Here is a 25887-nt window from a genome sequence, read left to right as displayed (position 1 = left end):
AATAAGTAGATTTTCAGATAGGTTTTTACTATATTTGTTAGGGTCAACAACAAAAAAATATGACAGAAACACATCTTAATTCTATTCTAGATAACGATTTTTATAAAATTACCATGCAAAATGCTGTGGTAAAGCTTTTTCCAAGTCAAATCGTAAAATATGAATTTATCAACCGAGGAAAACACCAATTTCCGGAAGGTTTTGACGTTGCGCTAAAGCATGCTGTCAATAAAATGGCAGAACTCAAATTATCTAAAGACGAAAAGAAATTTTTGGCGAAAACTTGCCCTTACTTAGATTTGCCTTATTTGGATTTCTTAGAAGGCTATCATTATGACCCTTCCGAGGTGAAAATTACCCAAACAGGAAGCGATCTTTCGGTTTCGGTAGAAGGACTTTGGTACCGTACCATTTTGTGGGAAGTTCCTCTACTCGCTCTTATCAGCGAATTGCATTACGAGATGAATCATATGGAAAGAGATTCTAACGAAATTGTAATGAATAAAACGCTAGAAAAAGCAGAATCACTAAATAAATTGGGTGTAACTTTTGCTGAATTTGGGACAAGAAGAAGACATTCTTTCAAAGTGCAAAATCTAGTAATGGATGCTTTGATCCGTGATAAAAACTCAACATTCATCGGAACTTCGAATGTGCATTTTGCCATGAAATACAATGTAAAACCTATCGGAACTCACGCTCATGAATGGTTTATGTTTCATGCCGCAGAATATGGTTTCAAGATGGCTAACAAGATTGCCCTAGATCATTGGGTAGACGTCTACAGAGGAGATTTGGGCGTTGCCTTATCTGATACTTTTACAACGGATGTATTCTTCCAACAATTCGATAAGAAATTTACCAAACTATTTGATGGTGTAAGACATGACAGTGGTGATCCCTTAGAATTTGCGGACAAAACTATTGCTCATTACGAAGCAAATGGCATTAATCCTTTATACAAATACATTATTTTCTCGGACGGACTAAATCTTGAGAAAGTAGAAGAAATTACCAACTATTGCAAAGGAAAAATAGGAGTTTCTTTTGGCATTGGTACGAATCTTACAAACGATGTCGGACTAAAACCAATGAACATCGTTATGAAATTAATTGGTGTACAAGCCATGAACAAAGATTGGATCCCAACGGTAAAACTTTCAGACGAGCGTGGAAAATACACTGGAGACCCTAAAATGATAGAATTGGCGAAGGAATTCTTGAGAATTAAGGATTAAAATAACTTAATTATCGTTCAATATATTGAAACCTGTCTTTATTGGCAGGTTTTATTTTTATGCAAATCTAATAAGAGTTTTAAATAAATATTTTTTAAACTTTTATCTTTTCGTAATTTTGAAAAATGGAAATAACGTATCTGATTTTTGGGTTTTTGATAGGCGGACTAATTGGAGCACTTGTAATTTATTTTGTTTTAAAATCTTCGATGATTGCAAGATCAGCGTATGAAGAATTGAATCATTTGCAAATAAAAAATAAGTCGGACTTAGAAAATTCTCAGAATAAAATAAGCGAGCTCAATGAAGAAATTGAAAAAGAAAAGAATAATTTTCTACAACAAAATGATTTGTATGACGATCTTAAAAACGAGTTTTCTAAAATTTCCGCAGAATACACTTCACTACAGCAGCAATATACAGAGCAAAAACACTATTCTACAAAACTAATTGCCCAACTTGAAATTGTTCAGAATGAGAAGCAAACAATATTTGCAAAAAATGTAGAATTATCCGCGCTAAATGAAAACTTCAAGCAATCTTTAGATAACCAAAAAGAAGAAATTTCAAAAATTCAAGAGGATAGCAAAATTCACTTTGAAAATTTGGCCAATAGAATTTTGGAAGAAAAAACCCAGAAATTCACCGCTCTCAATAACACGAATCTCAAAAATATTTTAGACCCATTTCAGGAAAAAATAAATGATCTAAAGGATAGAGTAAATGAAGCCTACGCCCAAGAAAACAAAGAACGTTTTTCACTTTCTGAAAAAGTAAAAGAATTAGCACTCCTCAACCAACAGATTTCTGAAGACGCTAAAAAATTGACACGTGCATTAAAAGGGGAAAGCAAAACGCAAGGTAATTGGGGCGAAATGATCTTGGAGAGTATTCTAGAAAAGTCAGGTCTTGCAAAAGGGCGAGAATATTTCTTGGAGCATGAACTTCGCGATGAAGATAATAAAGCTCTTTTTTCTGAGTTTTCTGGTAAAAAAATGCGTCCAGATGCAGTTATCAAGTACCCAGATGAACGAAACGTAATTATTGATTCTAAAGTTTCTTTAACGGCTTATATAGAATTGGTAGATGAATTGGATCCGGATATTTATCAAATAAAAATCAATCAGCATCTTCACTCTATCAAGACGCACATCAACCAATTGAGCCAAAAGGCCTACGATGATTACGGAAAATCTCTAGACTTCGTTATGATGTTTATCCCAAGCGAGCCCGCTTATATTGCAGCCATGCAAGCTGACCAAAATCTGTGGAACTTTGCTTATGAAAAACGAATTCTGCTGCTTAATCCTAGCAATCTTATCACTTCTCTGAAGTTGATTGCTGATCTTTGGAAAAGAGAATACCAAAATAAAAATGCCATGGAAATTGCAGAACGTGGCGCCAAACTCTATGATAAATTTGTCAATTTTGTAGAAAATCTAGAGAAAGTAGGTAAAAACCTAGACAATGCCAAAAACGTGTACAATGATGCATTCAAGCAATTGCATACAGGGAATGATAATTTAATTATTCAAACTCAAAAATTGAAATCATTGGGTATCAAAAACAAAAAAGACTTGCCTCAAAGTCTAATCGACAATTCAGATAATCTATTAGAATATTAAAGTATGATTGAAAGTTTTCAAAACGAAAAGATAAAGCACATCACCAAATTACTTACAGACAACCGTTCTAGAAAAAAATCTGGTGTGTTTGTAGTGGAAGGACAACAAGAAAACGAAAGAGCACAAAATTATCAATTCGAACCTGTAGAATTTTTCATTTGCGAAAGCATTTTCAAAGGCACATTACCGCAAGAGAAAATACATTATGTTTCTGAAAAAATCTACGAAAAAATAGCCTATCGTGGCACATCAGAAGGAATTATAGGGATCTATAAAACCAAAGAACAAAACCTTAGCGATTTTCAACCAAGTAAAAACTCCACTATTATTATTGTTGAAGGAGTGGAAAAACCTGGGAATTTGGGTGCTATTATTAGAAGTTGTGAAGCTTTTGGAATTGACGCATTAATAATTGCTGATGCTAAAACTGACTTTTATAATCCGAATGTCATCAGATCTAGTGTTGGATGTTTGTTTGGGATGAATGTTTACCAAGCAGAAAACCAAGATACCTTGAAATTTTTGCAAGACAATGACTATAATATCTACACTACCATAATGGATGAAAGTTCTGAAATGATACAAATTAGAGATTTCACCACCAAATCAGCAGTATTATTTGGTACGGAACATTCTGGACTCAGCGATTTCTGGTATGGTAAAGGTGAAAATACTTTGATCCCAATGGTGGGAAGTATAGACTCTCTGAATCTTAGTAACGCTGTGGCGATTACTTGCTATGAAGCTTTGAGACAGAAAAGTTAAATGTAAGACCAATTTTAAGCATAAAAAAACCGCTTTGCAATGCAAGGCGGTTTCTTTATGTTTAGAGAGTTGCTAATTATTTCTTAGCAGCATCTTTTACTTCTTCTTTAGCAACTTCAGTTGCAACTTTTACTGAATCAACAGCAGCGTTAGCGTTAGCTTTTACTGAATCAACAGCAGCACCAGCAGTAGAATCGATAGCAGCGATAGTAGAATCACCTGCTACAATTGTAGAATCAACAGCGTTTTCAGTAGTAGTAGCTTCAGTTTTTTTACAAGCAACTAAAGAGATTGCAGCGATAGCAGCTACGAATAATGACTTTTTCATAATAAATTAAATTTAATTTTGTTAATATTGTTTAATATTGTATTCTGTTCTGATATTTGAACAAGACAAAGGTATAGCAACTACAAAATTTGTTTATGAAAAATAATTGTAATACCTTTGTAAAACAGTTTTACAAATAAATACTACTGTAAATCAATAACTTAATCATTTTTAAATAAATTGACAGATTTAGATTTATTGCATTTTGAGCAACTCAAAAGAGAGGTACAAGCTCAATATCTTAAAGAATACACTCCTTCCTTTGATGATATATCAAAATGGAAAGGGATAGATATCATCTATTTTCAAGAAGATCTTAGAAAAAAAGCTAAAGGAAACATCAGCGAAAAGTCATTTTATACTTACTTCAAAAACTCTCCGGTGACCAAACTGCCACGAATAGATATGCTTAATTTATTGAGTATCTATACGGGTTACAATTCATGGTACGAATTTAAAAAACAACATCTTTTTGCAGGAGAATCGCTGACTAACGAGCATGAGATTGATGAAAATATAACTGAAGAAACAGAAGTTGTAGGTACACATCAACTCGATTCAACAAAAATTAAAGCTGTAGCAGAAAAGCATGATGAAATCACGTTAAAAAAACCAATTTTACAAAATAACCCAACTGATAATCAAACAATTGAACACAATCAACAACCAATTACAAATACTACTTTTGAGCGTGAAAAAACATTAAGAAAATCTATTTTAAAATACATTTTAATCTCTGCTGCAGTAATTATTGCTATTTTGGTAGGATTATTTATTTTTAAAGATGAATTATTCCAAAAAACATATACCTATTGTTTTACTGACGCAGATAGAAACCAAAATGTAAAAAGTGTGATTGAAATAAAGGTTATTAAACAAAATGAATCTCCCCTCTTTTATCGCATAAAACCTGGAGAGTGCTTTCATTACCAGACCAAGGACAAAAACCTCAAAATGCAGATAAGCTCTACAGTGTATCAAAATCTAGAAGTGAATAGAAATCTTGAGAATGCCCCTGAAGAAGAAACAATAGAAATGAAACCAGACGACTATAAAATGGCGGTGGCTTACTTCTCTACAAAAGATGTTTCTGGTGGATCATCAGACCAAATAAATCTCGAGCAATTAAATATAAAAAGGAAACAACTAGAGGATCGCATTAGCAATAATGCAGTTATTTATCAAGTGTATGATAATGAAATTTATGGTATTGAAACTTTAGATAAACAAAAATACATTACCTTAGTCACCACCCCGACCACTTCATTAAAAAACCTTTCTGTAATCGAGATGAAGACCGATCAGAAGGGAAAAATAGTTTCAATTAAATTTAAAATATCTTCCAATGAAAGTAATCAGTAAATTTTTGGCTTTTGTTATGCTGCTAGGAATAGTCGCTTCTTGTGTAAAAAAAGATGAGAAGACCGTTAGTGATTTGGATAAGCTGAGAAATAGTAATAATAAATCTACCTATCCAGCCATGCAGTTGGATAGCGCACAAGTAATAAATGATATAACGAGACAAAAGGTACAGGAAGTATTAGAATTATCCACATTATATCTTTCTGGAAACAAAAACACCGTGATAGATTCTACCATTTACAACCAAATGAAAGGTTATTTTCACCAGCCAGATAGCCTTACGTTCAAACCTCTATTTAAGGAATTGGAAAGTCTAAAAGTGAAAAAGGTATATGTAAATAACCTGAAGGTTAGTCAGGAAATAAAAAACTCTGACACTTTAGATTATGCCAACTTCAGTGTTGAATATTTTGATAGTAAAAACAAGTCGTTAGGAATTTTCCAAAGGAATGCTCAGTATACATTGGTGTCAAAGCCAGTACAATTTAAAAAAGAATTCAAATTTTATTTTGTCAACTTCTTTCAGAAATCTTCTCCGAAAGACAGCACTTCAGTCGGTGTAACGAGATAATCTAATCGGATATCATTTACCCAGACATCATCAATAGATTCATCGGGATTAAAATAATTGATTCCGATTTTTTTTGTTTTATCTGTTAGGTTTTTGAAAAATCCATCATAAAATCCCTTGCCATATCCAACTCTATTCCCTAAATGATCACAATATAAAAGTGGTGTGATCACAAAATCATAGTCATTAAGCCCTACATCATCATTTGAAATAGGTTCTTGTATTCCCCAAGAACTTGTTTCATAGATAGAGTCTTCAAATATTTCAACAGATATTAAATCATCTCCAACTACTTTAGGGACAAAAACTCTTATTTGATTTTCTAAGCAATTGTTTAGGATAAATTTTGTTTCAATCTCTACAAATTTTGCAATAGGCAAAAATAGATGAAGCTTTTGATTTTTTTTAGGCTTAAAAAATTGGACGAACTGCTGAGAAATTTTCTCAGATAACAATAAAACCTCATCAGATGACAAGGTTTTTCTTTGTTGTAAATATATTTTTCTAAGATCAGATTTCAGCATTACTATGCGTTTTCTTCGATTTTTTCTAATTTATAAATTTTGTCTGATGGACGTACTTTAAAAGGAAGTACAAATGTAATCTGATCTTGCTCTTGTGCTTTGTCGCTTGGCTGACCATCCACGAAAAGATTGGTAATGGTTACATGCTCTTCTCCTGTAGTGGGTCCCAAAATAAGAATCTCATCTCCAACTGCCAATTCATTTTTCTCTATTAAAAATTGAGCGATCTGAGACTTTGTATAGTAATGTTCTGCTTTACCAAGATAAATTTTCTTAACCTTACTTTTCTTAGAAACATTTTTGGGATCTATCTTCGCCAATGGCTTGTTTGCCATATCTCCAGAGATTTTAAACTTCAGAGATTCTGATCTACCTTTACGGAAAATTTTATTTCCGACTTGTAAACCTTTTCTAAGTTCAATCTGAGTTTCTACTGGCAGATGTATTGTTTCTAAACATTCTGAAGAACATGTATTCTCCATCGCAGCTTTGCATTCATCACATTGAATAAATAGCAAATGGCAAGCATCATTCGCACAATTGGTGTGATTATCGCAAGGCTTACCACATTGATGACATTGAGAAATAATATCATCTGTAATACGCTCACCCAAACGATGATCGAAAACGAAATTTTTACCAATAAATTTGCTCTCTATATTTTCTTCTTTGATCTGACGAGTGTACTCTATAATCCCACCTTCCAGCTGATATACATTTTTAAAACCTTGATGTTTGAAATAAGCACTGGCTTTTTCACATCGGATACCTCCTGTACAATACATCAGAAGGTTCTTGTCTTCTTTGTAATCTTGTAGTTGCTCGTTGATAATAGGTAAACTTTCTCTGAAGTTTTCTACATCTGGTGTTATGGCTCCTTCAAAATGTCCTACCTCACTCTCATAATGATTTCTAAAATCTACCACTATTGTATTCGGATCTTCTAGGAGATTATTAAACTCTTTAGCTTTGAGGTGAATCCCTCTGTTGGTTACATCAAAAGTTTCATCATTAAGACCATCGGCAACAATTTTGTTTCTTACCTTGATCGTTAATTTTAAAAAAGAATGATTGTCTTGCTCTACAGCTACATTAAGACGTATACCTTTCATAAAATCGTATACCTCTAATGTATTTCTAAACTCCTCAAAATGATCTGCAGGAATACTCATCTGAGCATTGATACCTTCATGCGCTACATAAATACGGCCTAATGCATCTAATGCGTTCCAAGCTATAAATAAGTCGTCGCGAAATTTTTTGGGGTTTTCAATTTTGGCATACGCATAGAAAGACAATGTAAGACGATCCTTACCAGCTTCATCAATAAGTTGAGCTCTTTCTTCTGCGCTTAATGTGTTATACAGTTGCATGCTATAAACGGTTTAAGTGAGAAAATTTATTATTTTGCAAATATAGTAATTTTTAGAAATTAAATAAAAGTCTATTCAAATAGAATAGATTTGACAGTTTTTAACCAAATTTTTCAGGTAAATTTAAATAAATGTTAAAAAAAGAAATACTTTTATGACAAAATGTACAAAAGTAAGATATAGCCGTTAAAAATTAGTTAAAAATAAATTATAGCATAGTAATTGTATATAAATTTAACAGTAAATTCGTGTTCAACTAAAACCAATAATAAAAAGAATATATACAATGAAGGATTCTTTAAAAAAACTACTACCTTTTGTCGTTGTTGGTGTACTTTCAGGAGCAACCACAGTTGGCGTACAACAATACATCGGAAATAGCTATAGCAATTCTGATGATACTTCTTATTTTACAAAATCTAATAATGCCTCATTTGTAGGGCTCAATACAGCAGGTATTGGCGACGATTTTGTAAATGCAGCAAAGACCACAGTTCCTGCTGTAGTAACCATAAAAAATTATAAGACCAGATCTACTTCAAATAGAGCATCTGATCAAGATATTTTCGATTTCTTTTTTGGCCCTCAAAATGGTAGAGGACAACAGAGACAACAACAACAGCAAGTACCAGATAATATGCCTTCTGGGATGGGGTCTGGTGTTATTATTTCGCCGGACGGTTATATCATCTCAAATAATCACGTAGTTGCTGGAGCCAATAAGCTAGAAGTAGTACTTAGTAACAAAAAAACATATATTGCAACCTTAGTTGGTACAGATCCCAACACAGATATTTCGTTACTAAAGATTGAAGAAAAAGGATTACCTTTTTTGAACTTTGCTAACTCTGATAATATTCAAGTAGGTCAATGGGCAATTGCTGTTGGTAACCCTATGGGACTTAACTCTACAGTAACAGCGGGTATTATTTCTGCTAAAGGTAGAGGAATTGGAATCTTGAGTCAACAGGGAAAAGCAAGCAATCCTATTGAGAGTTTTATACAAACTGATGCTGCAATTAACCCTGGGAATTCTGGGGGTGCACTTGTAAACGTGAATGGTGAATTAATAGGGATCAACTCTGCAATTTCTTCTACTACGGGATATTACCAAGGTTATGGCTTTGCGGTTCCAGCTAATTTAGCTAGAAAAATTGTAGAGGATATTAAGAAATTTGGTATTGTACAAAGAGGTTTCTTAGGTGTAAATTCTATTGACCTATCTAATGACCAATTGGTAGCTGCTTACAATAAAGAGAAAAAAGTCAACCTTAAAGTAGGATCTGGTATGTATGTATCTGGATTCTCTAATAAAAGTGGTGCAGAAGATGCAGGCCTAAAAATTGGAGATATCATTACTAAAATAGATGGAAATGCTATTACTGACTTTGCAGATCTTTCTGTAGCTGTAGGAAGTAAAAGACCTGGCGATAGAGTTCAGATTACTTATTTAAGAGATGGGAAGGAAAATATAACTACAGCAACTCTAAAAGATCAGAATGGTGGAACCTCATCTAGATCTAAATCTGACCTTACCATTACTGAGAAAATAGGAGCAGAATTTGAGATTATAGATGATAAAGCGAAAGCATACTATGGGCTAAATAGCGGGGTTATAGCTAAGAATGTAGTGGAAGGTAGCGAAATGGCTAAATCAGGAATTGTAGATGGATATATTATCACGGAGATCAATGGCAAACCTGTAAACTCTCAAAAAGATGTTGAAAATATCCTAAATAAATTTTCAGGAACCGTACAGATTAAATATATGGATGATTATGGTAGAGGCTATCAAAGAGGCTTTAAAATGCCTTAATACCCTTCAGAATTAAACAAAAAAAAAGCGCTGCAAATTTGCAACGCTTTTTTTTATTTTTATTGATTTAGTTTTTCTAAAATTTTTCTTTTCTTCTTTCTTTCATAAATTACTTCTACAATTTTTCCTCCAATCCAGGAGAATGGAAAAAATACAAGAAAAATAGAGATTTTGTAAAAGGTAGGGTGATAAGGAAATATAATGACATCTAGCATTGCAATAAACAACATGATAAACCCAATGAGAATCGCATAAGCAACTTTAGCGTACTTCACAATAAGTGCCGTTACTACACCACCAAAGGTTGTTCCTAAACCTGAAATAAATAATAAAAAACCAAAAAAAGCACTATCATGCTGTAAGCTTTCTAAAAATCTTTGCCATTGCTCGAAGGGGGCAAATGCATCAAAAGTATTCCAACGAGGAAATACTCTTATCCCAAAAGTAATAATGAGGCCTGCAATAGCTAGACCTACCAGAACGGCAAATGTATTTCTAAGAAAATTCATTACTCTTGATGTGCAATCATAGAAATTTCTACATCTACATCCTTTGGCAAGCGAGACACTTGTACCGTTTCTCGGGCAGGATAAGTACCTTCTTCCAAATAGGAAGCATATACTTCATTTACTGCTGCAAAATCGCCCATATCTTTAAGAAAAATAGTTGCCTTCACTACGTTTTTAAAAGTCATCCCAGCTTCAGTAAGGATAGCTTGTAGATTTTTCATTACCTGATGAGTTTCATTTTCAATACCTTCTACCAGTTCGTTGGTTGCAGGATCTACAGGTATTTGTCCAGAAATATACAAAATACCATTTGCAAAATTAGCTTGAGAATAAGGACCAATTGCTGCAGGAGCATTTTTTGTAGAAATTATTTTTTTCATATGAAGTTAATTAATTTTTCTATGATTTTATGCATTCACTTCTATCTTTAAAATATAAAAATTCTGTTTTAGAAGTGAAATGTATGAATTTTATTTTCGCTGCAAAGATAAAATTTAAATTCAAATATCATGATTATACTAGAAAGGAGCATTGGGTTGGGTAAAACTTCTATCCTTATACTTCAAGGCATCACTCAGGATATTAGCTTTTATCCCAATAAAGAAGTCGTACACTTTATACTGACCGAAAGGAACCCAATTGAAATTAATAGTAAAACTACGCTGATCTCTAGAGAAACCAATTCTAGTATACGCCAAATCTTTGGTTACCATATCGTAATGTGTACTTCCATTAATATTCCAATAAGGAGTTAGTTTTACACTACCATCTAGCCCAATAGAAGCTATCTTATTGGCAGTTCTAGATAAGGATTTAGAATAGGCGTAGTTTGCATTAATGTTAAGCGTCCAAGCTTGATCGAAATGGGCATAATTGTCATTATCAAAATAATAATTTTCGTTCCGTATTTCTCCTTTAGTAGAATATTTTTTGCTGTAATCTGTTTTCTCACCAAACAACTCGCTACTTAAGGGATAAGAAAGTTGAACATTAAATCCTTGCAAACTGAATGCTCCAAATTCTTCGCTCCTTACCCCTATCTCCTCTCCTGGTGCAAATACTGTTTTGTATGGATCTAGCATAAGGCTCGTATTAACGCTCAGTTTATTATCAAAAAAAGAAGATTGTCCACTGATAGAAATCACAGACCACGGGTGAGAGTCGGCAGCAAAGTTATAATTACCAGAAATATTAAGAGACTCAAAAATTTTCATTTTTTTTACTCCCGTAGAATCACTTTTAGATTTTACTTTCATTTCAATATTATTGCCAATATTAAATCCTAGCGCTCCAACCATACCAGAAGTAGGTCGACCTATGTTTCCTCCATCAAAAATAGAATAAGGAGTAAGAGCACCATTGGCATCAGAATAATTTTTGAAATAACCGTATTTCATCTCCCCAAAATCTGGTGCATAGGTAAAACTCACACTTGGGGTTACCATATGTCTTATTGCTTCTACAGCAGAACCTTTTTTAAACTTTAGCATTCCGTATAACATCGTTTGCAAACTTGCACTGGTAGAAAAAGTAGAATATCCTGCAATTTTTTTATTCACTTTATCTACCACCACATTTTCTATTGGATCATAGAACTTAGTAAGAGTTTTTGTAGTTAAAGCATTATCAATAGTAGCATTAAGGCTAAATGTAAAATATTTGGCAAAGGTAGTATTGGTACCCAAAGATATGTTATTTTTAAGTCCAGTTTGCATCTTATCCCACATTGCTTTTTTGAAAAGCTCTCCCTCCTCCGTACTTACATAATTGGTAAAATTCAGACCCGTATTTACAGTAATATTTTCCAATAAACCTTGTCTGACACCCGTTTTTGAACCGAAAAGATAAAATTGATTAATAGCAACATTCATTTGTGGTAAACGTAAATCTGCCAATCCTGTAGCAAAATTTTGTTGATAGGATGCGGTTCCAGTGATAGTAGCAGGAAGTTTTAAGAATCTTTTGGTAAGAGAGATCGTAGAATTCTGTTGTGTTCTCAGAACACTTTGATCCATGATATAACTGTTGTTAACTGTATTATTATAAAAAGTTTGGCTTGTTACATCCACAGAAGCTGAAAAAGTAAGAAATGGGTTGGCTTTCAAATCCTGAGAATGTCTCCAAGCAATTCTATAGGTTCCCGTCTTAGTATAATTATCAAGACCTTTTATACCTCTTACGGTGCTTCCGATATCGGCAGCGAAGTTTCCAGAGTAACGGTATTTTTTAAGATAGTTCATTTCTGGTCTTAGAGTCCAACTTCCTTTGGTATAGATGTCCGCTAGCACTTTCATATCGAAATGTTCTCCAATTGGCTGGTAATACCCAATTCCATTCAAGAAAAAGCCTACATCTTCTCTTTCTCCAAAACTGGGGATCAAAATTCCCGCAGATCTCTTCTCTGAAAATGGAAGTATAGCAAATGGCATTACCAATGGGGTAGGAACCTGCTCTATAAACATTTGCACTGGACCTGTAATTACTTGAGATCCATTTTTTCCCTTCACCAATTTGATATGAGAAGCTAATAGATGATAATCTGCTGCTGTATCTTTCTTTTTAAGAAAATAATCGTCTGTGGTAAATAATGCTTTTCGCATCACAAATACAGAATCATTGTATTTTTTTGTCTTTTGAGCCACAATGACCCCTTCACTTTCTTCAGTTCTAGCGTTGTAAGCAATTGCTTGGCGTGTTTTAGTATTATAACTAAAATCTGTGGTCTCATAGGTTTTCCCTCCTTGTGTCACTTTTATCAGTTCTACAATTTTACCTAAAGAATCCTGTTTTCCTCTTGCGAAGAATATACTTTTCTTATCATCAATGGAGATGTAATCTGCCTCAATCTGCATATCCTGATATTTTACCTGCGCATTTTTCAGGAGGTAGGTCATTCTATTGGGTATATCTCTTCTCATATTATCAGATTTTGTTTCCAATATATCTTGTAGAGATTCTGTTTTTACAACTACGGTGTCCTTTTTGGGAATGGTATCATTAACTACCGTGTTTTTAAGCATTTCTTTAGGTTTTTGTTGTGCTAAAAAACTGTTAAAAATTAGGATAATTAAAAATTGTAATATATTTTTGAAGACGGTTTTGTCCAATTTTTTATTTATATAATTAAAGGTCAAAATTAGTATAATTTTTAAAACTGTAAGATGTACAAACTAAATTTTAGAATAATTTTAGCATTTCTCTTTTTTCTTTCTACACAATTTGCTGATGCTCAAAAAAAATTCACTGTTGTTTTGGATGCAGGACATGGAGGAGGAGATCATGGTGCCAACCGTAATTATGCAGAAGTAGGTAATGTATTAGAAAAAGAAGTTACCCTAGCCGTAGTGTTGAAATTGGGAGCCATGCTAGAGAAAAACAAAGATTTCAAGATTATCTATACTAGAAAAATAGACGAGTATCCATCACTTACTGACAGAACCAACATTGCAAATAGGAGCAAAGCAGATTTGTTTATATCAGTTCACGTTAATTCTTCAGCAAGCAAGTCTGCTACTGCAAAAGGAACTGAAACATTTGTACAGGGACCCGCACAAAATAAAGAAAATCTGGAAGTTGCAAAGCAAGAGAATAATGTGATCTATTTGGATGAAAAAGATAGAGAAACTTTCTCATCTTATGATCCTAGTTCTCCAGAATCACTTATAGCATTAAAAATTCAACAAAGCAAATACCTAGAAAACAGTTTGATTTTAGGAAGTTTTGTAGAAGAAAATTTTGTAAAATCTGGAAGATTTTCTCGAGGTGTAAAGCAAGCTAACCTTCACATTCTAAGAAGAAGTGCCATGCCATCTGTACTCATCGAAACTGGATTTGTAAATAACTACGAAGATGCAATATATCTAAGTTCAGCAAGCGGACAACAGCAAGTAGCAGAAAATATTTATAATGCTATTATCAATTATAAAAAATTGTTCGATAGAAAATCTGGGTATGTAGCGAATGTGAAAAAACCAGAACCTGAGAAAAAAGTTGAGGTACCTTTAAAAAATGATTTTAGAATTCTACTGATGACTTCTGCTATAAAATACAACGAAAATGATCCTGCACTAAAGGGTCTTAATTACATTCTACCATTAAAAGAGAATGGGATCTACAAATATTACTATGGAGTTACCAATATGGCTAGCATTAAAGATATTAATCTAAAAACAGCTAAAGATGCAGGCTTTAAAAATGCCTACGCAGTTGGATTTATGCCCAATCAGAAAATGAGCACTGGATATTACACTATTGAAGTTTATATAGGGAAAGATAAGTTAAGCGCAAATTCTCCACTAATTTTAAGTTTGAAAGACATGCAAAGAGAAAAGAAGAATGGCATGTTTTATTATACTTATGGGAGAGTAAACTCATTAGAGGATGCTGTAAAATTGCAAAAACAAGTAGAAGAAAAAGGCATTAGAAACACGATTATTCAAAAAAGTTATAAATAATCGTAAAATAATTTTGAAGTTTGAAACTTTATCTTTAGTTTTGCAAACTCAAAATTTGGCCTATTCGTCTAGTGGTCAGGACTCCAGGTTTTCATCCTGGCAACAGGGGTTCGATTCCCCTATAGGCTACCAAATTTGATTGTGCTTTAGTGAAAAATATTCATGTTTATTGATTATTTTTAGCTAGAAAAAAACAGTAAAATGCGAGTTTAAATTACTCAAAATGAATGGTTTTGAAAGAGCAAAGTTGAGGAGAATTTTGAAGGGTAAAAAATCTAAAAATTAAGAAATAATTAAAATTTAATAATTGAGATGATTGCCCAACTAGAAGAAGTTGTAGATGATTTGATTGTAAAAAAAAGATCGTTTGCTAGAAAAGGAGCTTAATTAATTTAATAATAAAAAAACAAGCATTAGATAAACTGCTAAAAGCCTCAAAAAATATTTTTTTAAAATTTTTAAAAATAAATTTGGCTGGAAAGAAAAAAGTTTATACATTTGCACTCACATTTGAACGATATGGCAAATCATAAATCAGCACTAAAAAGAATTAGACAAAACGAAAAGAGAAAAGTTCGTAACAGATACTACCACAAAACAGCTAGAACTGCTTTGAAAGTATTAAGAAACGAAGACAACAAGGCTGCAGCTGTAGAGCAATTGCCAAAAGTTATCTCTTTATTGGATAGATTAGCTAAGAAAAATATCATCCACAAGAACAAAGCAGCTAACTTGAAAAGTAAATTAACTAAGCACGTTAACAAATTAGCGTAATTAATTATAGTTGGCCCGTTCGTCTATCGGTTAGGACCTCAGGTTTTCATCCTGGTAAGAGGGGTTCGACTCCCCTACGGGCTACTAAATAAAAGAGACTTACCTTAAAGTCTGTCTCTTTTATTTACTCTTTTTCAATTTTAGAAAAAGAAACTCTGCGAAAGCAAACAAAATTTAGTTAGGTTTGGAATAACATAACACATAGTAGGCCCGTTCGTCTATCGGTTAGGACCTCAGGTTTTCATCCTGGTAAGAGGGGTTCGACTCCCCTACGGGCTACTAAGCAAAAGCACTGAAATCATTCAGTGCTTTTTTTATGTCTTATATTTTATGTCAAAATCAAAAAAAATGCGCTTACAAAATGTAAACGCATGATCAGTAACTGTTATTATTTCTTGCTTATTGCATTCTCATATCTTTTACTAACTTCCTTCCAGTTCAACACATTCCAGATTGCTGTAAGATAGTCTGCTCTTTTGTTTTGATATTTCAGGTAGTATGCGTGTTCCCAAACATCAATACCAAGAATTGGTGTTCCTTTTTCTTCTACAACATCCATCAAAGGATTGTCTTGGTTTGGAGTAGAGGATACAAACAACTTACCATCTTTACCTACAGACAACCAAGCCCAACCTGATCCGAAACGATCTGCACCAGCCTTGCTTATTTTTTCTTTAAGAGCATCTACTGTACCGAATGATTCTGTAATTGCTTTTAATAACTTTGGAGAGGGTTTCGTGTTTTTCTCAGGGGTCAACATCGTCCAGAAAAGTTCGTGGTTAAAATGCCCACCCGCATTGTTTCTGACTGCAGGACTAAGTGTAGAAACTTCAGACAAAATTTTCAATAGTGTTTCTTTTTCTTGTGGAGTTCCTGCAATCGCTTTATTAAGATTGGTAGCATATCCGGCAGCGTGTTTTGTGTAGTGGATTTCCATTGTCTTCGCATCTATGTTGCCTTCTAATGCATTATAAGCATATGCCAAAGGAGTCTGAGTATATTGTGCAAAAGCAAACTGAGTTGCGAACACAGCGCTAAGTGCGGCTATTTTATAAAATTTCATAAGTATATGTTTATGGGGTTTAACTATTATATTTTAAAGTTACACTTTTTTATTTCAACAAAGATTTGATGTCTTCTATCAAGAAGTCTCTATCTGGATGAAATTTGCCAGTAAATTTGGGTATTTTTCCAGCAGCATCAGAATAATTTAAGCCAGAATAATACAAAATGGGCATCTTATGGTCATCAAAACGACAACGGATATTTCCCTCTTCATCTACCAGTGCAATCATTCCGCTATGGTTGAGTCCTTCCCCATCTTCTTCTTCATCTCCTACATAGATATTGAAAGAGTCTGCAAGTTTTCCAATATAAGTTCTATCACCAGTAAGAAAATGCCAATTGGCTGAAGTGACACCAATTTTTGTAGCATGCTGCTTTAAAACTTCGGGTGTATCATTGTAAGAATCTATGCTGATAGAGATAATTCCAAATTTCGGATTATTAATCTCCTTCATTATCACTTTCATATTAGAATTCATTACAGGGCAAATAGTAGGACATTTACTAAAGAAAAATTCTACCAAATACACTTTACCAAGCATATCTTTGTTAGATATTTTTTGGTTATTCTGATCTGTCAGTTCAAAATCTGGAACTTTCATCACCGTAAATAAATTATTTTTAAAAAGTCGGCTCCCAAAAATAATCCCTATAATTAAAATTGCGATAATACCAATCGGCAATAGTACACTAGTTTTTTTATTTTTCAACATACTGTTCTGGATTCTTCTTAAATTCATCTTTACAATAGGTACTGCAAAAACCGTACGTTTTTGTTTGATATAGTATAGTATCTTGCAAAAAACCTTCTACTTCCATATTACAAATCGGATCTATTTTGTTTACAACCTTTATATTTTTCAGTTGAGAAGAAGTAGAACCACCCATCGATTGATGTTTTACTGTAGGCGTTTCTTGTTTACAAGAAAGGATAATAGAAGATAATATTGAAATGTATAAGATGATTTTCTTTTGCATAATGATAATAATTTGAGTGAATAATTTATAAGCTACACCAATCATATAGCTATTTAAATAAAATAGAAAATTACAAATCTTTACTACAAAGATACCTCTCAAAAATCAGTTAGAATCACTTTCTAATAAATATCATCTTTAGATTAATATAAAAAATAACCGACTAAAATTTCATCCTTTGAATTCTTACCGCATTCAGTATCGCTAGAAGCGCGACTCCAACATCTGCAAATACAGCCTCCCACATGGTGGCAATTCCGCCTGCGCCCAATAATAAAACGATTACTTTTACAGAGAATGCCAAAATGATGTTTTGCCAAACTACTTTTTTGGTTTGTTTTCCTATTTTTATAGCCATTGCTATTTTACTTGGCTTATCATCTTGTATTACGATATCTGCAGTTTCTATAGTTGCATCGCTTCCCAATCCGCCCATCGCAATTCCAACATCACTAAGAGCAACCACAGGAGCATCATTCACGCCATCTCCCACAAAGGCTACAGATTCTTTATGCATTTTTATTGCTTTCAGTTTTGCTACCTTATCTTCTGGAAGCAAATTTCCAAACGCTGTTGTGATACCCAAATTATTTGCGACTTCTTGCACTACCGCGTTTTTATCACCACTTAGCATTGTTGTTTTCACTTTGAGAGCGTGCAATTGATCGATAGCCAATTTTGCATCCTCTTTTATACGATCTGCAATGGTAATATATCCCACGAACTTTTTGTCCCAAGCAACTGCGACGACAGTAGAAACGATGTCGTCTAATTTTACATTATAATTTATTTTAAACTGATCTAGCAATTTAAAATTTCCAACCAAAATTTCTTTACCATCAACATTGGCTTTCAAACCTTTTCCAGCAATTTCTTCAATCTGCTCAATGGGCAAAGCATGATCTATTTCTCCTACAAACTCGTAGATTGCAGTTGCTATTGGATGTGTACTTTTGCTTTCTAAAGCGTTTACTATTTTTAAAATATAAGATTCGTCATTATCTTTATTAAATTTGACTTCTTGTACTTTAAAAACACCTTCCGTCAGCGTTCCTGTTTTATCCATCACTACATTCTGGATGGTTGCTAGAATATCTAGAAAATTGCTTCCTTTAATTAAAATTCCGTTTCTACTTCCCGCTCCTATTCCACCAAAGTATCCCAACGGAATAGAAATTACCAAAGCACAAGGACAAGAAATCACCAAAAATACCAATGCCCTATACAACCAATCTCTAAAAATATAATCTTGATCAAAGAAATAAGGCAAAAATGTTACGCATAATGCGAGTAAAACAACGATTGGTGTATATATTTTTGCGAATTTTTTGATGAATAACTCTGTGGGAGCCTTTTGAGAGGAAGCATTCTGAACTAATTCTAAAATTTTACTCAATTTGCTATCTTGATAGGTTGCTGTAACTTTTATTAGTGAAATTGTATTTAGATTGATCATTCCCGCCAATATTTTGTCTCCTTTTGTCTTGCGATCTGGTTTGCTTTCTCCCGTAAGTGCAGAAGTATTGAATGAACCAGTATCAGAAATTAGTTCTCCATCTAACGCTAACTTTTCGCCAGATTTCAATTGAATAATAGAATCTACGATTACCTCATTAGCTTTCACTAATTTTGGTAAATTATTTTCAAGTATCGATACTTCATCAGGTCTTTGGTCCAGTAGAGTTTTTATATTAGACTTAGCTTTGATCACAGCCAATGACTGAAATATTTCGCCAACGGCATAAAATAGCATAACGGCTACCCCTTCTGGATATTCTCCAATGACAAAAGCTCCCAAAGTAGCAATACTCATTAATAAAAATTCTGAGAAAACATCTCCTTTGGTAACCCCTTCAAATGATTCTTTAAGAACTGGCAAACCTACAGGAATATAGGCTACAACATACCATATTAAACGGATGTAACCAGAAAACCAATCTAATTTCAACCAATGATCTGCAATAAAACCAACAATAAGCAAGGTAAAAGATAGCGAAACAGGAAAAAATAATTGAAAATTGCTCTGTTCTCCATTTTCGTGATTATGAGAATGCTCATGAGAATGCTCATGATCGTGCTCCTCATTATGGTCGTGTGTAGTTTTTGGCTTTGTCTTGCAACAATCTTCCATAATTAATTAGATTAATTTAAACAAATGTAAAACGTTATATTATGCAATACTATTGCACACGCTCTAAACGGTTTTCACAGATTCCTTTGGCAAATAATCGCACTTCATCAATTCTTAAGCTAGAAGCAGATGTTTCTGGAAATATGATATCTTCTATACAAGTGGTTTGTTTGCAAATTTTACAATAAAAATGCAAATGCCAATCTTTGTGTGTGTGCTCATTGCAATCGTCATGTCACTATTTTTATTTGGTAGTATTATTTTTTTTTATGCTGTGTACAATTTATTTTTCTTCAAAAGTTTTTAACGTTCTGTATAATGTTGTTCTATCAGCATGTTCGAAATAAAGTTCTATTTCAGATAAAGATAAAGCAGTAGTTTGTACACTCAAGTAATCTTACACCAAAACCCGCATATTGATGGGTTTTGTATTTTTGGTGATGAGCTTATTTTCAATTTCTTCATTCATAATTCGTTTAAATTTAATTTGAAAATAATAAGTTATCTAACAAAGCTAAATCTAAAAAACAAATAAACACTTCTCTTGAAAAAAAATATTACTTTTATCCTATGAAAGTTTTAATAGTAAACGGACCGAATCTCAATCTATTGGGTAAGAGAGAACCTGAAATATATGGAACAACGTCCATGGAAGATTATCTATTAGATTTAAAATCTGAATTTCAAAATCATGAAATCTCCTATTATCAATCTAATATAGAAGGTGAAATTATCAATAGACTACAAGAAGACAATTTTGATGTAATAATTATCAATCCAGGAGCTTATACTCATTATTCTTATGCAATTGCAGATTGTTTAAAAAATATTAGAAAGCCGAAAATAGAAGTTCACATCAGTAATATCTACAAAAGAGAAGAATTCCGACAAAAATCGGTAACGGCTGCTTCCACCGATAGTGTGCTTTCTGGGTTTGGAATGCGAGGATATCGCCTGGCTTTATTCAGCTTAAATGATTTTATATAAAAAAACCTCATCTTTCGATGAGGTTTTGTATGAATTAGATTGTTTGTTGTTGCAATTGTGGTCCGCTTGCTACTAAACTTCTTCCAGCCTCTGTATCGCAATATTGCTCAAAATTCTGAATATATTTTGCAGCAAGATCTTTTGCTTTTACTTCCCATTCTTCTACTGAAGCATAAGTTTCTCTAGGATCCAAAATTCCTTCAGATACATTAGGTAACGCAGTAGGAATCTCAAGATTCATAATTGGAACTACAGTTTTTTCAGCATTTTCTATAGATCCATCGATGATAGAGTCTATGATTGCACGGGTATCTTTAAGAGAAATCCTTTTTCCAGTACCATTCCATCCTGTATTTACCAAATAAGCTTTAGCGCCATGTTCGTGCATTTTACTAATTAATGTTTTAGAATACATTGTTGGGTGTAAAGTAAGGAAAGCTTCCCCAAATGCAGGCGAGAACGAAGGTTCTGGAGCAGTAATTCCTCTCTCAGTACCTGCTAATTTAGAAGTATATCCGCAAAGGAAGTGATACTGAGCTTGGTTTTCATCCAAGATAGATACTGGAGGTAATACTCCAAATGCATCCGCTGATAAATAAACAATTTTCTTAGCGTGTCCAGCTTTAGATGGCAATACAATTTTGTTGATATGATAGATTGGATAAGATACTCTTGTATTTTCTGTGATAGAGTTATCAGAGTAATCTGCTACTCCATCTTTCACGACAACGTTTTCTAAAAGAGCATCTCTTTTTATAGCTCTGAAGATATCTGGTTCTTTTTCTTCAGAAAGGTCAATTACCTTTGCATAGCAACCTCCTTCATAGTTGAATACTCCATTGTTATCCCAACCATGCTCATCATCACCAATAAGGTATCTTTTAGGATCTGCAGAAAGTGTAGTTTTACCCGTACCTGATAAACCAAAGAAAAGAGCTACATCGCCTTCTTCACCTACGTTTGCAGAACAATGCATTGAAGCCATACCCTTCAATGGAAGGTAATAGTTCATGATAGCGAACATTCCTTTCTTCATCTCTCCACCGTACCATGTACCTCCAATAATTTGGATTTTCTGAGTAAGGTTGAACATTACAAAATTCTCAGAATTTAGGTTTTGCTCTTCCCAATTTGGATTGGTAGTTTTCGATCCGTTGATAACTACAAAATCTGGCTCACCGTAATTTTCTAGCTCATAGTGAGAAGGACGGATAAACATATTGGTAACAAAGTGTGCTTGCCAAGCCACTTCTACGATAAATCTTACTTTTAATCTTGTATCTACGTTGGTACCACAGAAAGTATCTACTACGTATAGTTTTTTTGATTTAGAAAGTTGGTCTAAAACCAAATCTTTACAAGATTGGAAAATTTCAGGAGATGTAGGTAAGTTGACTTTACCATCCCAGAAAATAGTGTCTTTGGTTACATCATCAAGGACAATATATCGATCTTTTGGAGAACGACCTGTAAAAATACCTGTTTGTACAGACACCGTACCTGATTCTGTAACTACTGCTTTTTCAAAACCTTGATTTTCAGATGATATTTCATCCTGATATAACCTCTCGTACGATGGATTATAGATTAATTCGTAATCACCCGTTATACCTAATTTTTGTAAATCTTGGTTAATTTTAGCGTTTTTCATTTTACTTATATTTTGTAATTTTATTCTTGGCTAACAAAATTAAATATTAATTAATTGTTAATCGTGGATAAATATAATGATATAAGTCAGAATCGCAAAGAAAAAATAGAGCTTTTAATCAATTGAAAATCAGCCTATTAATTCCTTCCAATCAAAAATAGTGGTAAATCCTTTTCCCCAAAAATAGTCTTTATAGCCTGGAAATTTGGAGCTCATCACAAAATCTCCGCCCCAAGCACCCAAACTTTTTACGAAAACGGGACAGTCATTGAAATAGAGGCTTTTAACTGTCGGAATTTCAATAAAATCTGATATTTTACGTTCATGTAATGACATTAATTCAGAAAAAATATTCAATTCGCTACAATTTAAAACTTTCGTTGTAATATCAGAAAATTCGTTTATAAGATTTTCAGACTTTAATTTTGTTTTATAAAGATTGATTCCTTCTCTACTATCTTGCTTCTGATTAAGATGAATAAAGATGAGTTGATCTGAAAAAATGGGATCAAATTTTAGGGTTTTATAATTGTTTGTTGGTTTGTTTTTGTAAAGGACGGCAGATTTTGCTTGTGCCACGGCAATATCATATCCACTTCCGCCCAAGCTTATTGCATTGAGATGAAAAGGATCTATATTTGCCCATTCTGCAAGATTATTCATTAAGGTAGAACTGCTGCCCAAACCATAGTCTGGAGGAAACTGCAAGTTGGTTTTTAAATGATAAGATTGGTTAGATTTAAATTTAAATTCAGAAAGAGCCTGAACATTTTTTAGAACTTTAAGTATAAACTCGGCACTAGCTGATATGTTGGTTTCTATTATTTGCCAAGATGTATAATTTATAATCACCTTTAGCCATGGTTGATTCTGATGAAAAGCCTCCCAAATTATAATAGACTGAGCATCTTCTATTTCATTAAAAAAAAACTCTTGTCCTAGCTTGGTAGGTACCGCTAAGACAAGAGCTCCGTCTACAGCGAAATATTCAGAGGTAAGCATTAGCTTTCCAGGTGAAAAAATCTCGCCCATCATTATATTTTATATTGCAGAAGCAACTTCAACTGAATTATCAATTTTTTTGATAAGTCCTTGAAGTGTTTTTCCAGGACCGACTTCTATAAACTTAGAAGCACCGTCTTTTATCATATTTTCTACAGATTGAGTCCATTTAACTGGGCCTGTAAGTTGAGCAATCAGATTTTGCTTAATCTCCTCTGGATTTGTGACAGCTGTTGTAGTAATGTTTTGATAAACAGGAATAGTTGGTTTTCTAAATTTTGTAACTTCTATAGCAGCAGCTAATCTTTCTTGTGCTGGCATCATTACTGGAGAATGGAACGCTCCGTTCACAGGTAAAAGTAATGCTCTTTTTGCACCAGCTTCTTTCATTTTTACACAAGCTTCTTCTACAGCTTCAGTTTCACCAGAAATTACCAATTGTCCAGGACAGTTGTAATTTGCAGGTACTACAATACCACCAATAGATGCACAAATTTCTTCAATTTTCTCATCTGCCAATCCAAGTATTGCTGCCATAGAGCTAGGGTTTGCATTACAAGCATCTTGCATTGCTTTAGCTCTTTCGGAAACCAATTTAAGACCATCATCGAAAGACAAAACGCCATTAGCTACTAGTGCAGAAAATTCTCCCAAAGAGTGTCCAGCTACCATTTCTGCTCCAAGACCATTAACTGCTTTAAGTGAAGCAACAGAATGGATGAAAATAGCGGGTTGCGTAACTTCAGTCTTTTTAAGATCCTCATCGGTACCATTAAACATAATAGAAAGAATGTCGAATCCTAGAACCTCATTAGCAAACTGCATCAAATCTTTAATGTCTTTACGGGAATCGTATAATTCTTTTCCCATACCTACAAACTGCGAGCCTTGCCCAGGAAATATAAGTGCTTTCATTTATTTATTTAAAAATTGCTACAAAGATAAGCATTTAAATGTTGAAAATCTTTCAGATTAAGGAACAAGTCTCACTACTCTTAATCCTGTATTTACATAAGCACCATTGGCTTTGGACTTTACAAATTCAAATTTGGTAGCCAACTGAGTTTGCACCTTATCCATTTGTTTAAAGATTTCGCCTTTTTTGTTTTCACGAGATAGCATATCATTTACTACATCAAAACCAATTATAGCGTATTTGCCAGGTGTTTTACAATATTTTGCTTTGTATGCTGCCAATGTTTCTTTTTCGAAACTACCTTCAGTATTTATTTTTCTATCCATTAGATAAACCAAATTGGCTTGACTTAGCTCATCTATTTTCTTTTCGAAACTCGGAACTGAATACATACTAAATGCTCTCATCCCTTGTACTTCTTTGGAAAGTGCAATCATCTTAGAAGAAAAAGCTTCTCCTACACTATCATTATTATTAGCTAAAATTGCAATTACAGGTGCAGATTGCCCAGTCATCATATTTTGATCCAGTTGGATATCTGCAGCTGAATTTATAATCACAACATTAGGGTCTTTCACTGCTTTCTCTAGATTTCCTTTGATATAATTGGCATTGTCTTTTTTAGAATCTGCTACAATATATATTTTCTGGTTAGAATAAATTGTTTTTACTTCCTCTACAATTTTATCAGAATACGTTTGATCATTTGTTTCAACAATAATTAAATTGCTATAGTTGTATAATTCTGGAGAATTGGCAAATGGGGCAACTACCGGAATTTTCTGAGTTTTCGTAAAATCTAAAAGATCGATAACATTCGACTTGAAGAATGGACCAATTATAAGATCGGTATTGTTTGGATTGATCTGAGTAAGAGAACTCTTGAAAGTCGCCTCATTACCAGAATCTACAATCTTGATATCTAATTTTTGTCCTTTAGATGTATTTTTCTCTATAGCAAGTTTAGCACCAGTAAGGAAATCCAACGCCATATTTCTATACTGTGCCTCGTTAGAATTATATCCAAATGGCAACATTAATACGACATTAAGTGCATCTCCACTTTTCTTAACATATGCTGCATCCAGTTTTTTAATTTTTAATACCATTCCTGCTTTCAATCCTTTGGAAAGTTCTGGATTGAGTGCAATCAGCTCGTCTATTGTTACACCATATTTATTCACAATAGAAAACACAGTGTCACCAGATTGCACTTCATATGTTACATATTCGTCCTGGGAAGATGAAGATACAGTGGATGTTGCTCTTTCGTTGCTAGAATCAATTTTGGTTTTTGTGTTGCTCACTGGAGTTGGCTCAGTAATGATTGGGGAGGCAGTGGCAGACTGCTGGTTTCCACCATATTTTTTTATGCTAGCAAGTGGCAATGTAATCTCGTCACCTATTTTCAGGTGAGAATCTAGTTCAGGATTTAATTTTCTAAGATCGGTCTCCGAGATTTTATATTGCTTAGTAATACCATACACGGTCTGTTTTGGTTGCAATATAATAACGCCCAATTTTGAACTGGTAACCACTGGAGTTGGAGTCGCCTTTGCAACTGATGTGGACACAGGAGTTGCCTTCTTGATATTTAGGATATCTCCAATGGCTAACTTTCCATCTTTATATTTGGGATTATTTTTCAGTAGTTCGTCGACAGTGATACCATATTTTTTCGAAATATTGTATGGGTTATCACCTTTTTCAACAGTATGAGTTTTCTGAGCTGATATACCCAAAAATACACATAGACTAGATAGTAAAAAAAACTTTTTTATCATAGCTGACATTATAATGTACAAAAATACTTCTTTA

Annotated in this window: 23 protein-coding genes and 3 tRNA genes; 12 read left to right on the top strand and 14 right to left on the bottom strand. The window is 33.5% G+C overall.

The annotated features are described in order from the left end of the window. Nucleotides 1-59: 59 nt before the first annotated feature. The 3 genes from pncB to ACKI42_RS05945 all read left to right on the top strand — a co-directional run bounded on the left by pncB (nucleotide 60) and on the right by ACKI42_RS05945 (nucleotide 3628). On the top strand, nucleotides 60-1238 hold the full coding sequence (gene pncB, locus ACKI42_RS05955; protein ID WP_407403441.1) for a nicotinate phosphoribosyltransferase: 1179 nt from the start codon (nucleotides 60-62) through the stop codon (nucleotides 1236-1238). Between the two features lie 125 nt (nucleotides 1239-1363). After that, nucleotides 1364-2863: a DNA recombination protein RmuC gene (rmuC, locus tag ACKI42_RS05950; RefSeq protein WP_407403439.1), complete on the top strand. Its 1500-nt coding sequence runs from the start codon at nucleotides 1364-1366 to the stop codon at nucleotides 2861-2863. A gap of 3 nt (nucleotides 2864-2866) precedes the next feature. Beyond that, a complete protein-coding gene (locus tag ACKI42_RS05945) occupies nucleotides 2867-3628 on the top strand; it encodes a TrmH family RNA methyltransferase (protein WP_407403437.1) in 762 nt (253 codons plus the stop codon). Nucleotides 3629-3704: 76 nt separating this feature from the next. Here the strand turns inward: ACKI42_RS05945 and ACKI42_RS05940 are convergent, their stop codons facing one another. Continuing rightward, nucleotides 3705-3956 carry a hypothetical protein gene (locus ACKI42_RS05940; protein ID WP_407403435.1) on the bottom strand — a complete coding sequence of 84 codons (252 nt, stop codon included), beginning with the start codon at nucleotides 3954-3956 and terminating at the stop codon, nucleotides 3705-3707. Between the two features lie 180 nt (nucleotides 3957-4136). Between ACKI42_RS05940 and ACKI42_RS05935 the strand changes: the two genes are divergently transcribed. Beyond that, a complete protein-coding gene (locus tag ACKI42_RS05935) occupies nucleotides 4137-5318 on the top strand; it encodes a hypothetical protein (RefSeq protein WP_407403433.1) in 1182 nt (393 codons plus the stop codon). Beyond that, nucleotides 5302-5889: a hypothetical protein gene (locus ACKI42_RS05930; RefSeq protein ID WP_407403431.1), complete on the top strand. Its 588-nt coding sequence runs from the start codon at nucleotides 5302-5304 to the stop codon at nucleotides 5887-5889. The genes ACKI42_RS05935 and ACKI42_RS05930 overlap by 17 nt, the downstream gene beginning before the upstream one ends. On the opposite strand, the gene ACKI42_RS05925 is transcribed toward ACKI42_RS05930, so the two are convergent. Both ACKI42_RS05925 and ACKI42_RS05920 read right to left on the bottom strand, forming a co-directional pair. Next, nucleotides 5841-6413, bottom strand: coding sequence for a 5-formyltetrahydrofolate cyclo-ligase (locus ACKI42_RS05925; RefSeq protein ID WP_407403429.1), 573 nt, complete (start codon nucleotides 6411-6413; stop codon nucleotides 5841-5843). The genes ACKI42_RS05930 and ACKI42_RS05925 overlap by 49 nt on opposite strands. 2 nt (nucleotides 6414-6415) lie before the next feature. Then, entirely contained in the window at nucleotides 6416-7786 is a 1371-nt protein-coding gene (locus ACKI42_RS05920; RefSeq protein WP_407403427.1) for a rhodanese-related sulfurtransferase, read from the bottom strand. Between the two features lie 286 nt (nucleotides 7787-8072). Here ACKI42_RS05920 and ACKI42_RS05915 point away from each other — a divergent pair, with 286 nt between their 5' ends. Then, complete coding sequence (locus ACKI42_RS05915; protein ID WP_407403425.1) at nucleotides 8073-9602, top strand: trypsin-like peptidase domain-containing protein; 1530 nt, start codon at nucleotides 8073-8075, stop codon at nucleotides 9600-9602. Between the two features lie 59 nt (nucleotides 9603-9661). On the opposite strand, the gene ACKI42_RS05910 is transcribed toward ACKI42_RS05915, so the two are convergent. The 3 genes from ACKI42_RS05910 to ACKI42_RS05900 all read right to left on the bottom strand — a co-directional run bounded on the left by ACKI42_RS05910 (nucleotide 9662) and on the right by ACKI42_RS05900 (nucleotide 13218). After that, complete coding sequence (locus tag ACKI42_RS05910) at nucleotides 9662-10111, bottom strand: hypothetical protein (protein ID WP_407403423.1); 450 nt, start codon at nucleotides 10109-10111, stop codon at nucleotides 9662-9664. Beyond that, entirely contained in the window at nucleotides 10111-10491 is a 381-nt protein-coding gene (locus tag ACKI42_RS05905) for a RidA family protein (RefSeq protein WP_407403421.1), read from the bottom strand. The genes ACKI42_RS05910 and ACKI42_RS05905 overlap by 1 nt, the downstream gene beginning before the upstream one ends. Before the next feature lie 138 nt (nucleotides 10492-10629). After that, nucleotides 10630-13218: a putative LPS assembly protein LptD gene (locus ACKI42_RS05900; RefSeq protein ID WP_407403419.1), complete on the bottom strand. Its 2589-nt coding sequence runs from the start codon at nucleotides 13216-13218 to the stop codon at nucleotides 10630-10632. A gap of 54 nt (nucleotides 13219-13272) precedes the next feature. Here ACKI42_RS05900 and ACKI42_RS05895 point away from each other — a divergent pair, with 54 nt between their 5' ends. The 5 genes from ACKI42_RS05895 (at nucleotide 13273) to ACKI42_RS05875 (ending at nucleotide 15618) form a co-directional block, all read left to right on the top strand. Further along, nucleotides 13273-14565 (top strand): N-acetylmuramoyl-L-alanine amidase, encoded by a 1293-nt coding sequence (locus tag ACKI42_RS05895; RefSeq protein WP_407403417.1) that lies wholly within the window; start codon nucleotides 13273-13275, stop codon nucleotides 14563-14565. A 57-nt stretch (nucleotides 14566-14622) separates the two neighbouring features. Further along, a tRNA-Glu gene (locus tag ACKI42_RS05890) sits at nucleotides 14623-14697 on the top strand. A gap of 387 nt (nucleotides 14698-15084) precedes the next feature. Beyond that, nucleotides 15085-15339, top strand: coding sequence for a 30S ribosomal protein S20 (gene rpsT, locus ACKI42_RS05885; protein ID WP_407403415.1), 255 nt, complete (start codon nucleotides 15085-15087; stop codon nucleotides 15337-15339). A 12-nt stretch (nucleotides 15340-15351) separates the two neighbouring features. Further along, nucleotides 15352-15423 (top strand) — tRNA-Glu (locus ACKI42_RS05880). A gap of 123 nt (nucleotides 15424-15546) precedes the next feature. Next, a tRNA-Glu gene (locus ACKI42_RS05875) sits at nucleotides 15547-15618 on the top strand. A gap of 109 nt (nucleotides 15619-15727) precedes the next feature. Here ACKI42_RS05875 and ACKI42_RS05870 read toward each other — a convergent pair. The 4 genes from ACKI42_RS05870 to ACKI42_RS05855 all read right to left on the bottom strand — a co-directional run bounded on the left by ACKI42_RS05870 (nucleotide 15728) and on the right by ACKI42_RS05855 (nucleotide 19513). Continuing rightward, nucleotides 15728-16402, bottom strand: coding sequence for a superoxide dismutase (locus ACKI42_RS05870; protein ID WP_407403413.1), 675 nt, complete (start codon nucleotides 16400-16402; stop codon nucleotides 15728-15730). A 49-nt stretch (nucleotides 16403-16451) separates the two neighbouring features. Continuing rightward, a complete protein-coding gene (locus tag ACKI42_RS05865; RefSeq protein WP_407403411.1) occupies nucleotides 16452-17117 on the bottom strand; it encodes an SCO family protein in 666 nt (221 codons plus the stop codon). Further along, complete coding sequence (locus tag ACKI42_RS05860) at nucleotides 17104-17382, bottom strand: YHS domain-containing protein (RefSeq protein ID WP_407403409.1); 279 nt, start codon at nucleotides 17380-17382, stop codon at nucleotides 17104-17106. Before ACKI42_RS05860 ends, ACKI42_RS05865 begins: the two co-directional genes overlap by 14 nt. A gap of 163 nt (nucleotides 17383-17545) precedes the next feature. Further along, nucleotides 17546-19513, bottom strand: a complete 1968-nt coding sequence (locus ACKI42_RS05855) for a heavy metal translocating P-type ATPase (RefSeq protein WP_407403407.1) — start codon at nucleotides 19511-19513, stop codon at nucleotides 17546-17548. A 570-nt stretch (nucleotides 19514-20083) separates the two neighbouring features. On the opposite strand from ACKI42_RS05855, the gene ACKI42_RS05850 reads away from it, so the two are divergent. Continuing rightward, nucleotides 20084-20500: a type II 3-dehydroquinate dehydratase gene (locus ACKI42_RS05850; RefSeq protein WP_407403405.1), complete on the top strand. Its 417-nt coding sequence runs from the start codon at nucleotides 20084-20086 to the stop codon at nucleotides 20498-20500. Nucleotides 20501-20534: 34 nt separating this feature from the next. Here ACKI42_RS05850 and pckA read toward each other — a convergent pair whose 3' ends face one another. The 4 genes from pckA to ACKI42_RS05830 form a co-directional block, all read right to left on the bottom strand. Beyond that, nucleotides 20535-22151, bottom strand: coding sequence for a phosphoenolpyruvate carboxykinase (ATP) (pckA, locus tag ACKI42_RS05845; protein ID WP_407403403.1), 1617 nt, complete (start codon nucleotides 22149-22151; stop codon nucleotides 20535-20537). Between the two features lie 129 nt (nucleotides 22152-22280). Beyond that, nucleotides 22281-23183 (bottom strand): GYDIA family GHMP kinase, encoded by a 903-nt coding sequence (locus tag ACKI42_RS05840; protein ID WP_407403765.1) that lies wholly within the window; start codon nucleotides 23181-23183, stop codon nucleotides 22281-22283. A 9-nt stretch (nucleotides 23184-23192) separates the two neighbouring features. After that, nucleotides 23193-24068, bottom strand: a complete 876-nt coding sequence (gene fabD / locus ACKI42_RS05835) for an ACP S-malonyltransferase (protein WP_407403401.1) — start codon at nucleotides 24066-24068, stop codon at nucleotides 23193-23195. Nucleotides 24069-24125: 57 nt separating this feature from the next. Next, nucleotides 24126-25853, bottom strand: coding sequence for a LysM peptidoglycan-binding domain-containing protein (locus ACKI42_RS05830; RefSeq protein ID WP_407403399.1), 1728 nt, complete (start codon nucleotides 25851-25853; stop codon nucleotides 24126-24128). Nucleotides 25854-25887 lie beyond the last annotated feature (34 nt).

It is taken from the genome of Chryseobacterium sp. (genome assembly GCF_045629545.1).
Classification (GTDB): domain Bacteria; phylum Bacteroidota; class Bacteroidia; order Flavobacteriales; family Weeksellaceae; genus Chryseobacterium.
The sequence above is the reverse complement of the archived record's forward strand: the minus strand, read 5'-3'. Positions and strand labels throughout refer to the sequence as shown.

Excerpts from the sequence above, each read along its gene's own strand:
- pncB (WP_407403441.1), top strand. The coding sequence starts at position 60 with ATGACAGAAACACATCTTAATTCTATTCTAGATAACGATTTTTATAAA.
- rmuC (WP_407403439.1), top strand. The coding sequence starts at position 1,364 with ATGGAAATAACGTATCTGATTTTTGGGTTTTTGATAGGCGGACTAATT.
- ACKI42_RS05945 (WP_407403437.1), top strand. The coding sequence starts at position 2,867 with ATGATTGAAAGTTTTCAAAACGAAAAGATAAAGCACATCACCAAATTA.
- ACKI42_RS05940 (WP_407403435.1), bottom strand. The coding sequence starts at position 3,956 with ATGAAAAAGTCATTATTCGTAGCTGCTATCGCTGCAATCTCTTTAGTT.
- ACKI42_RS05930 (WP_407403431.1), top strand. The coding sequence starts at position 5,302 with ATGAAAGTAATCAGTAAATTTTTGGCTTTTGTTATGCTGCTAGGAATA.
- ACKI42_RS05925 (WP_407403429.1), bottom strand. The coding sequence starts at position 6,413 with ATGCTGAAATCTGATCTTAGAAAAATATATTTACAACAAAGAAAAACC.
- ACKI42_RS05920 (WP_407403427.1), bottom strand. The coding sequence starts at position 7,786 with ATGCAACTGTATAACACATTAAGCGCAGAAGAAAGAGCTCAACTTATT.
- ACKI42_RS05915 (WP_407403425.1), top strand. The coding sequence starts at position 8,073 with ATGAAGGATTCTTTAAAAAAACTACTACCTTTTGTCGTTGTTGGTGTA.
- ACKI42_RS05910 (WP_407403423.1), bottom strand. The coding sequence starts at position 10,111 with ATGAATTTTCTTAGAAATACATTTGCCGTTCTGGTAGGTCTAGCTATT.
- ACKI42_RS05905 (WP_407403421.1), bottom strand. The coding sequence starts at position 10,491 with ATGAAAAAAATAATTTCTACAAAAAATGCTCCTGCAGCAATTGGTCCT.
- ACKI42_RS05895 (WP_407403417.1), top strand. The coding sequence starts at position 13,273 with ATGTACAAACTAAATTTTAGAATAATTTTAGCATTTCTCTTTTTTCTT.
- rpsT (WP_407403415.1), top strand. The coding sequence starts at position 15,085 with ATGGCAAATCATAAATCAGCACTAAAAAGAATTAGACAAAACGAAAAG.
- ACKI42_RS05870 (WP_407403413.1), bottom strand. The coding sequence starts at position 16,402 with ATGAAATTTTATAAAATAGCCGCACTTAGCGCTGTGTTCGCAACTCAG.
- ACKI42_RS05865 (WP_407403411.1), bottom strand. The coding sequence starts at position 17,117 with ATGTTGAAAAATAAAAAAACTAGTGTACTATTGCCGATTGGTATTATC.
- ACKI42_RS05860 (WP_407403409.1), bottom strand. The coding sequence starts at position 17,382 with ATGCAAAAGAAAATCATCTTATACATTTCAATATTATCTTCTATTATC.
- ACKI42_RS05855 (WP_407403407.1), bottom strand. The coding sequence starts at position 19,513 with ATGGAAGATTGTTGCAAGACAAAGCCAAAAACTACACACGACCATAAT.
- ACKI42_RS05850 (WP_407403405.1), top strand. The coding sequence starts at position 20,084 with ATGAAAGTTTTAATAGTAAACGGACCGAATCTCAATCTATTGGGTAAG.
- pckA (WP_407403403.1), bottom strand. The coding sequence starts at position 22,151 with ATGAAAAACGCTAAAATTAACCAAGATTTACAAAAATTAGGTATAACG.
- ACKI42_RS05840 (WP_407403765.1), bottom strand. The coding sequence starts at position 23,183 with ATGGGCGAGATTTTTTCACCTGGAAAGCTAATGCTTACCTCTGAATAT.
- fabD (WP_407403401.1), bottom strand. The coding sequence starts at position 24,068 with ATGAAAGCACTTATATTTCCTGGGCAAGGCTCGCAGTTTGTAGGTATG.
- ACKI42_RS05830 (WP_407403399.1), bottom strand. The coding sequence starts at position 25,853 with ATGATAAAAAAGTTTTTTTTACTATCTAGTCTATGTGTATTTTTGGGT.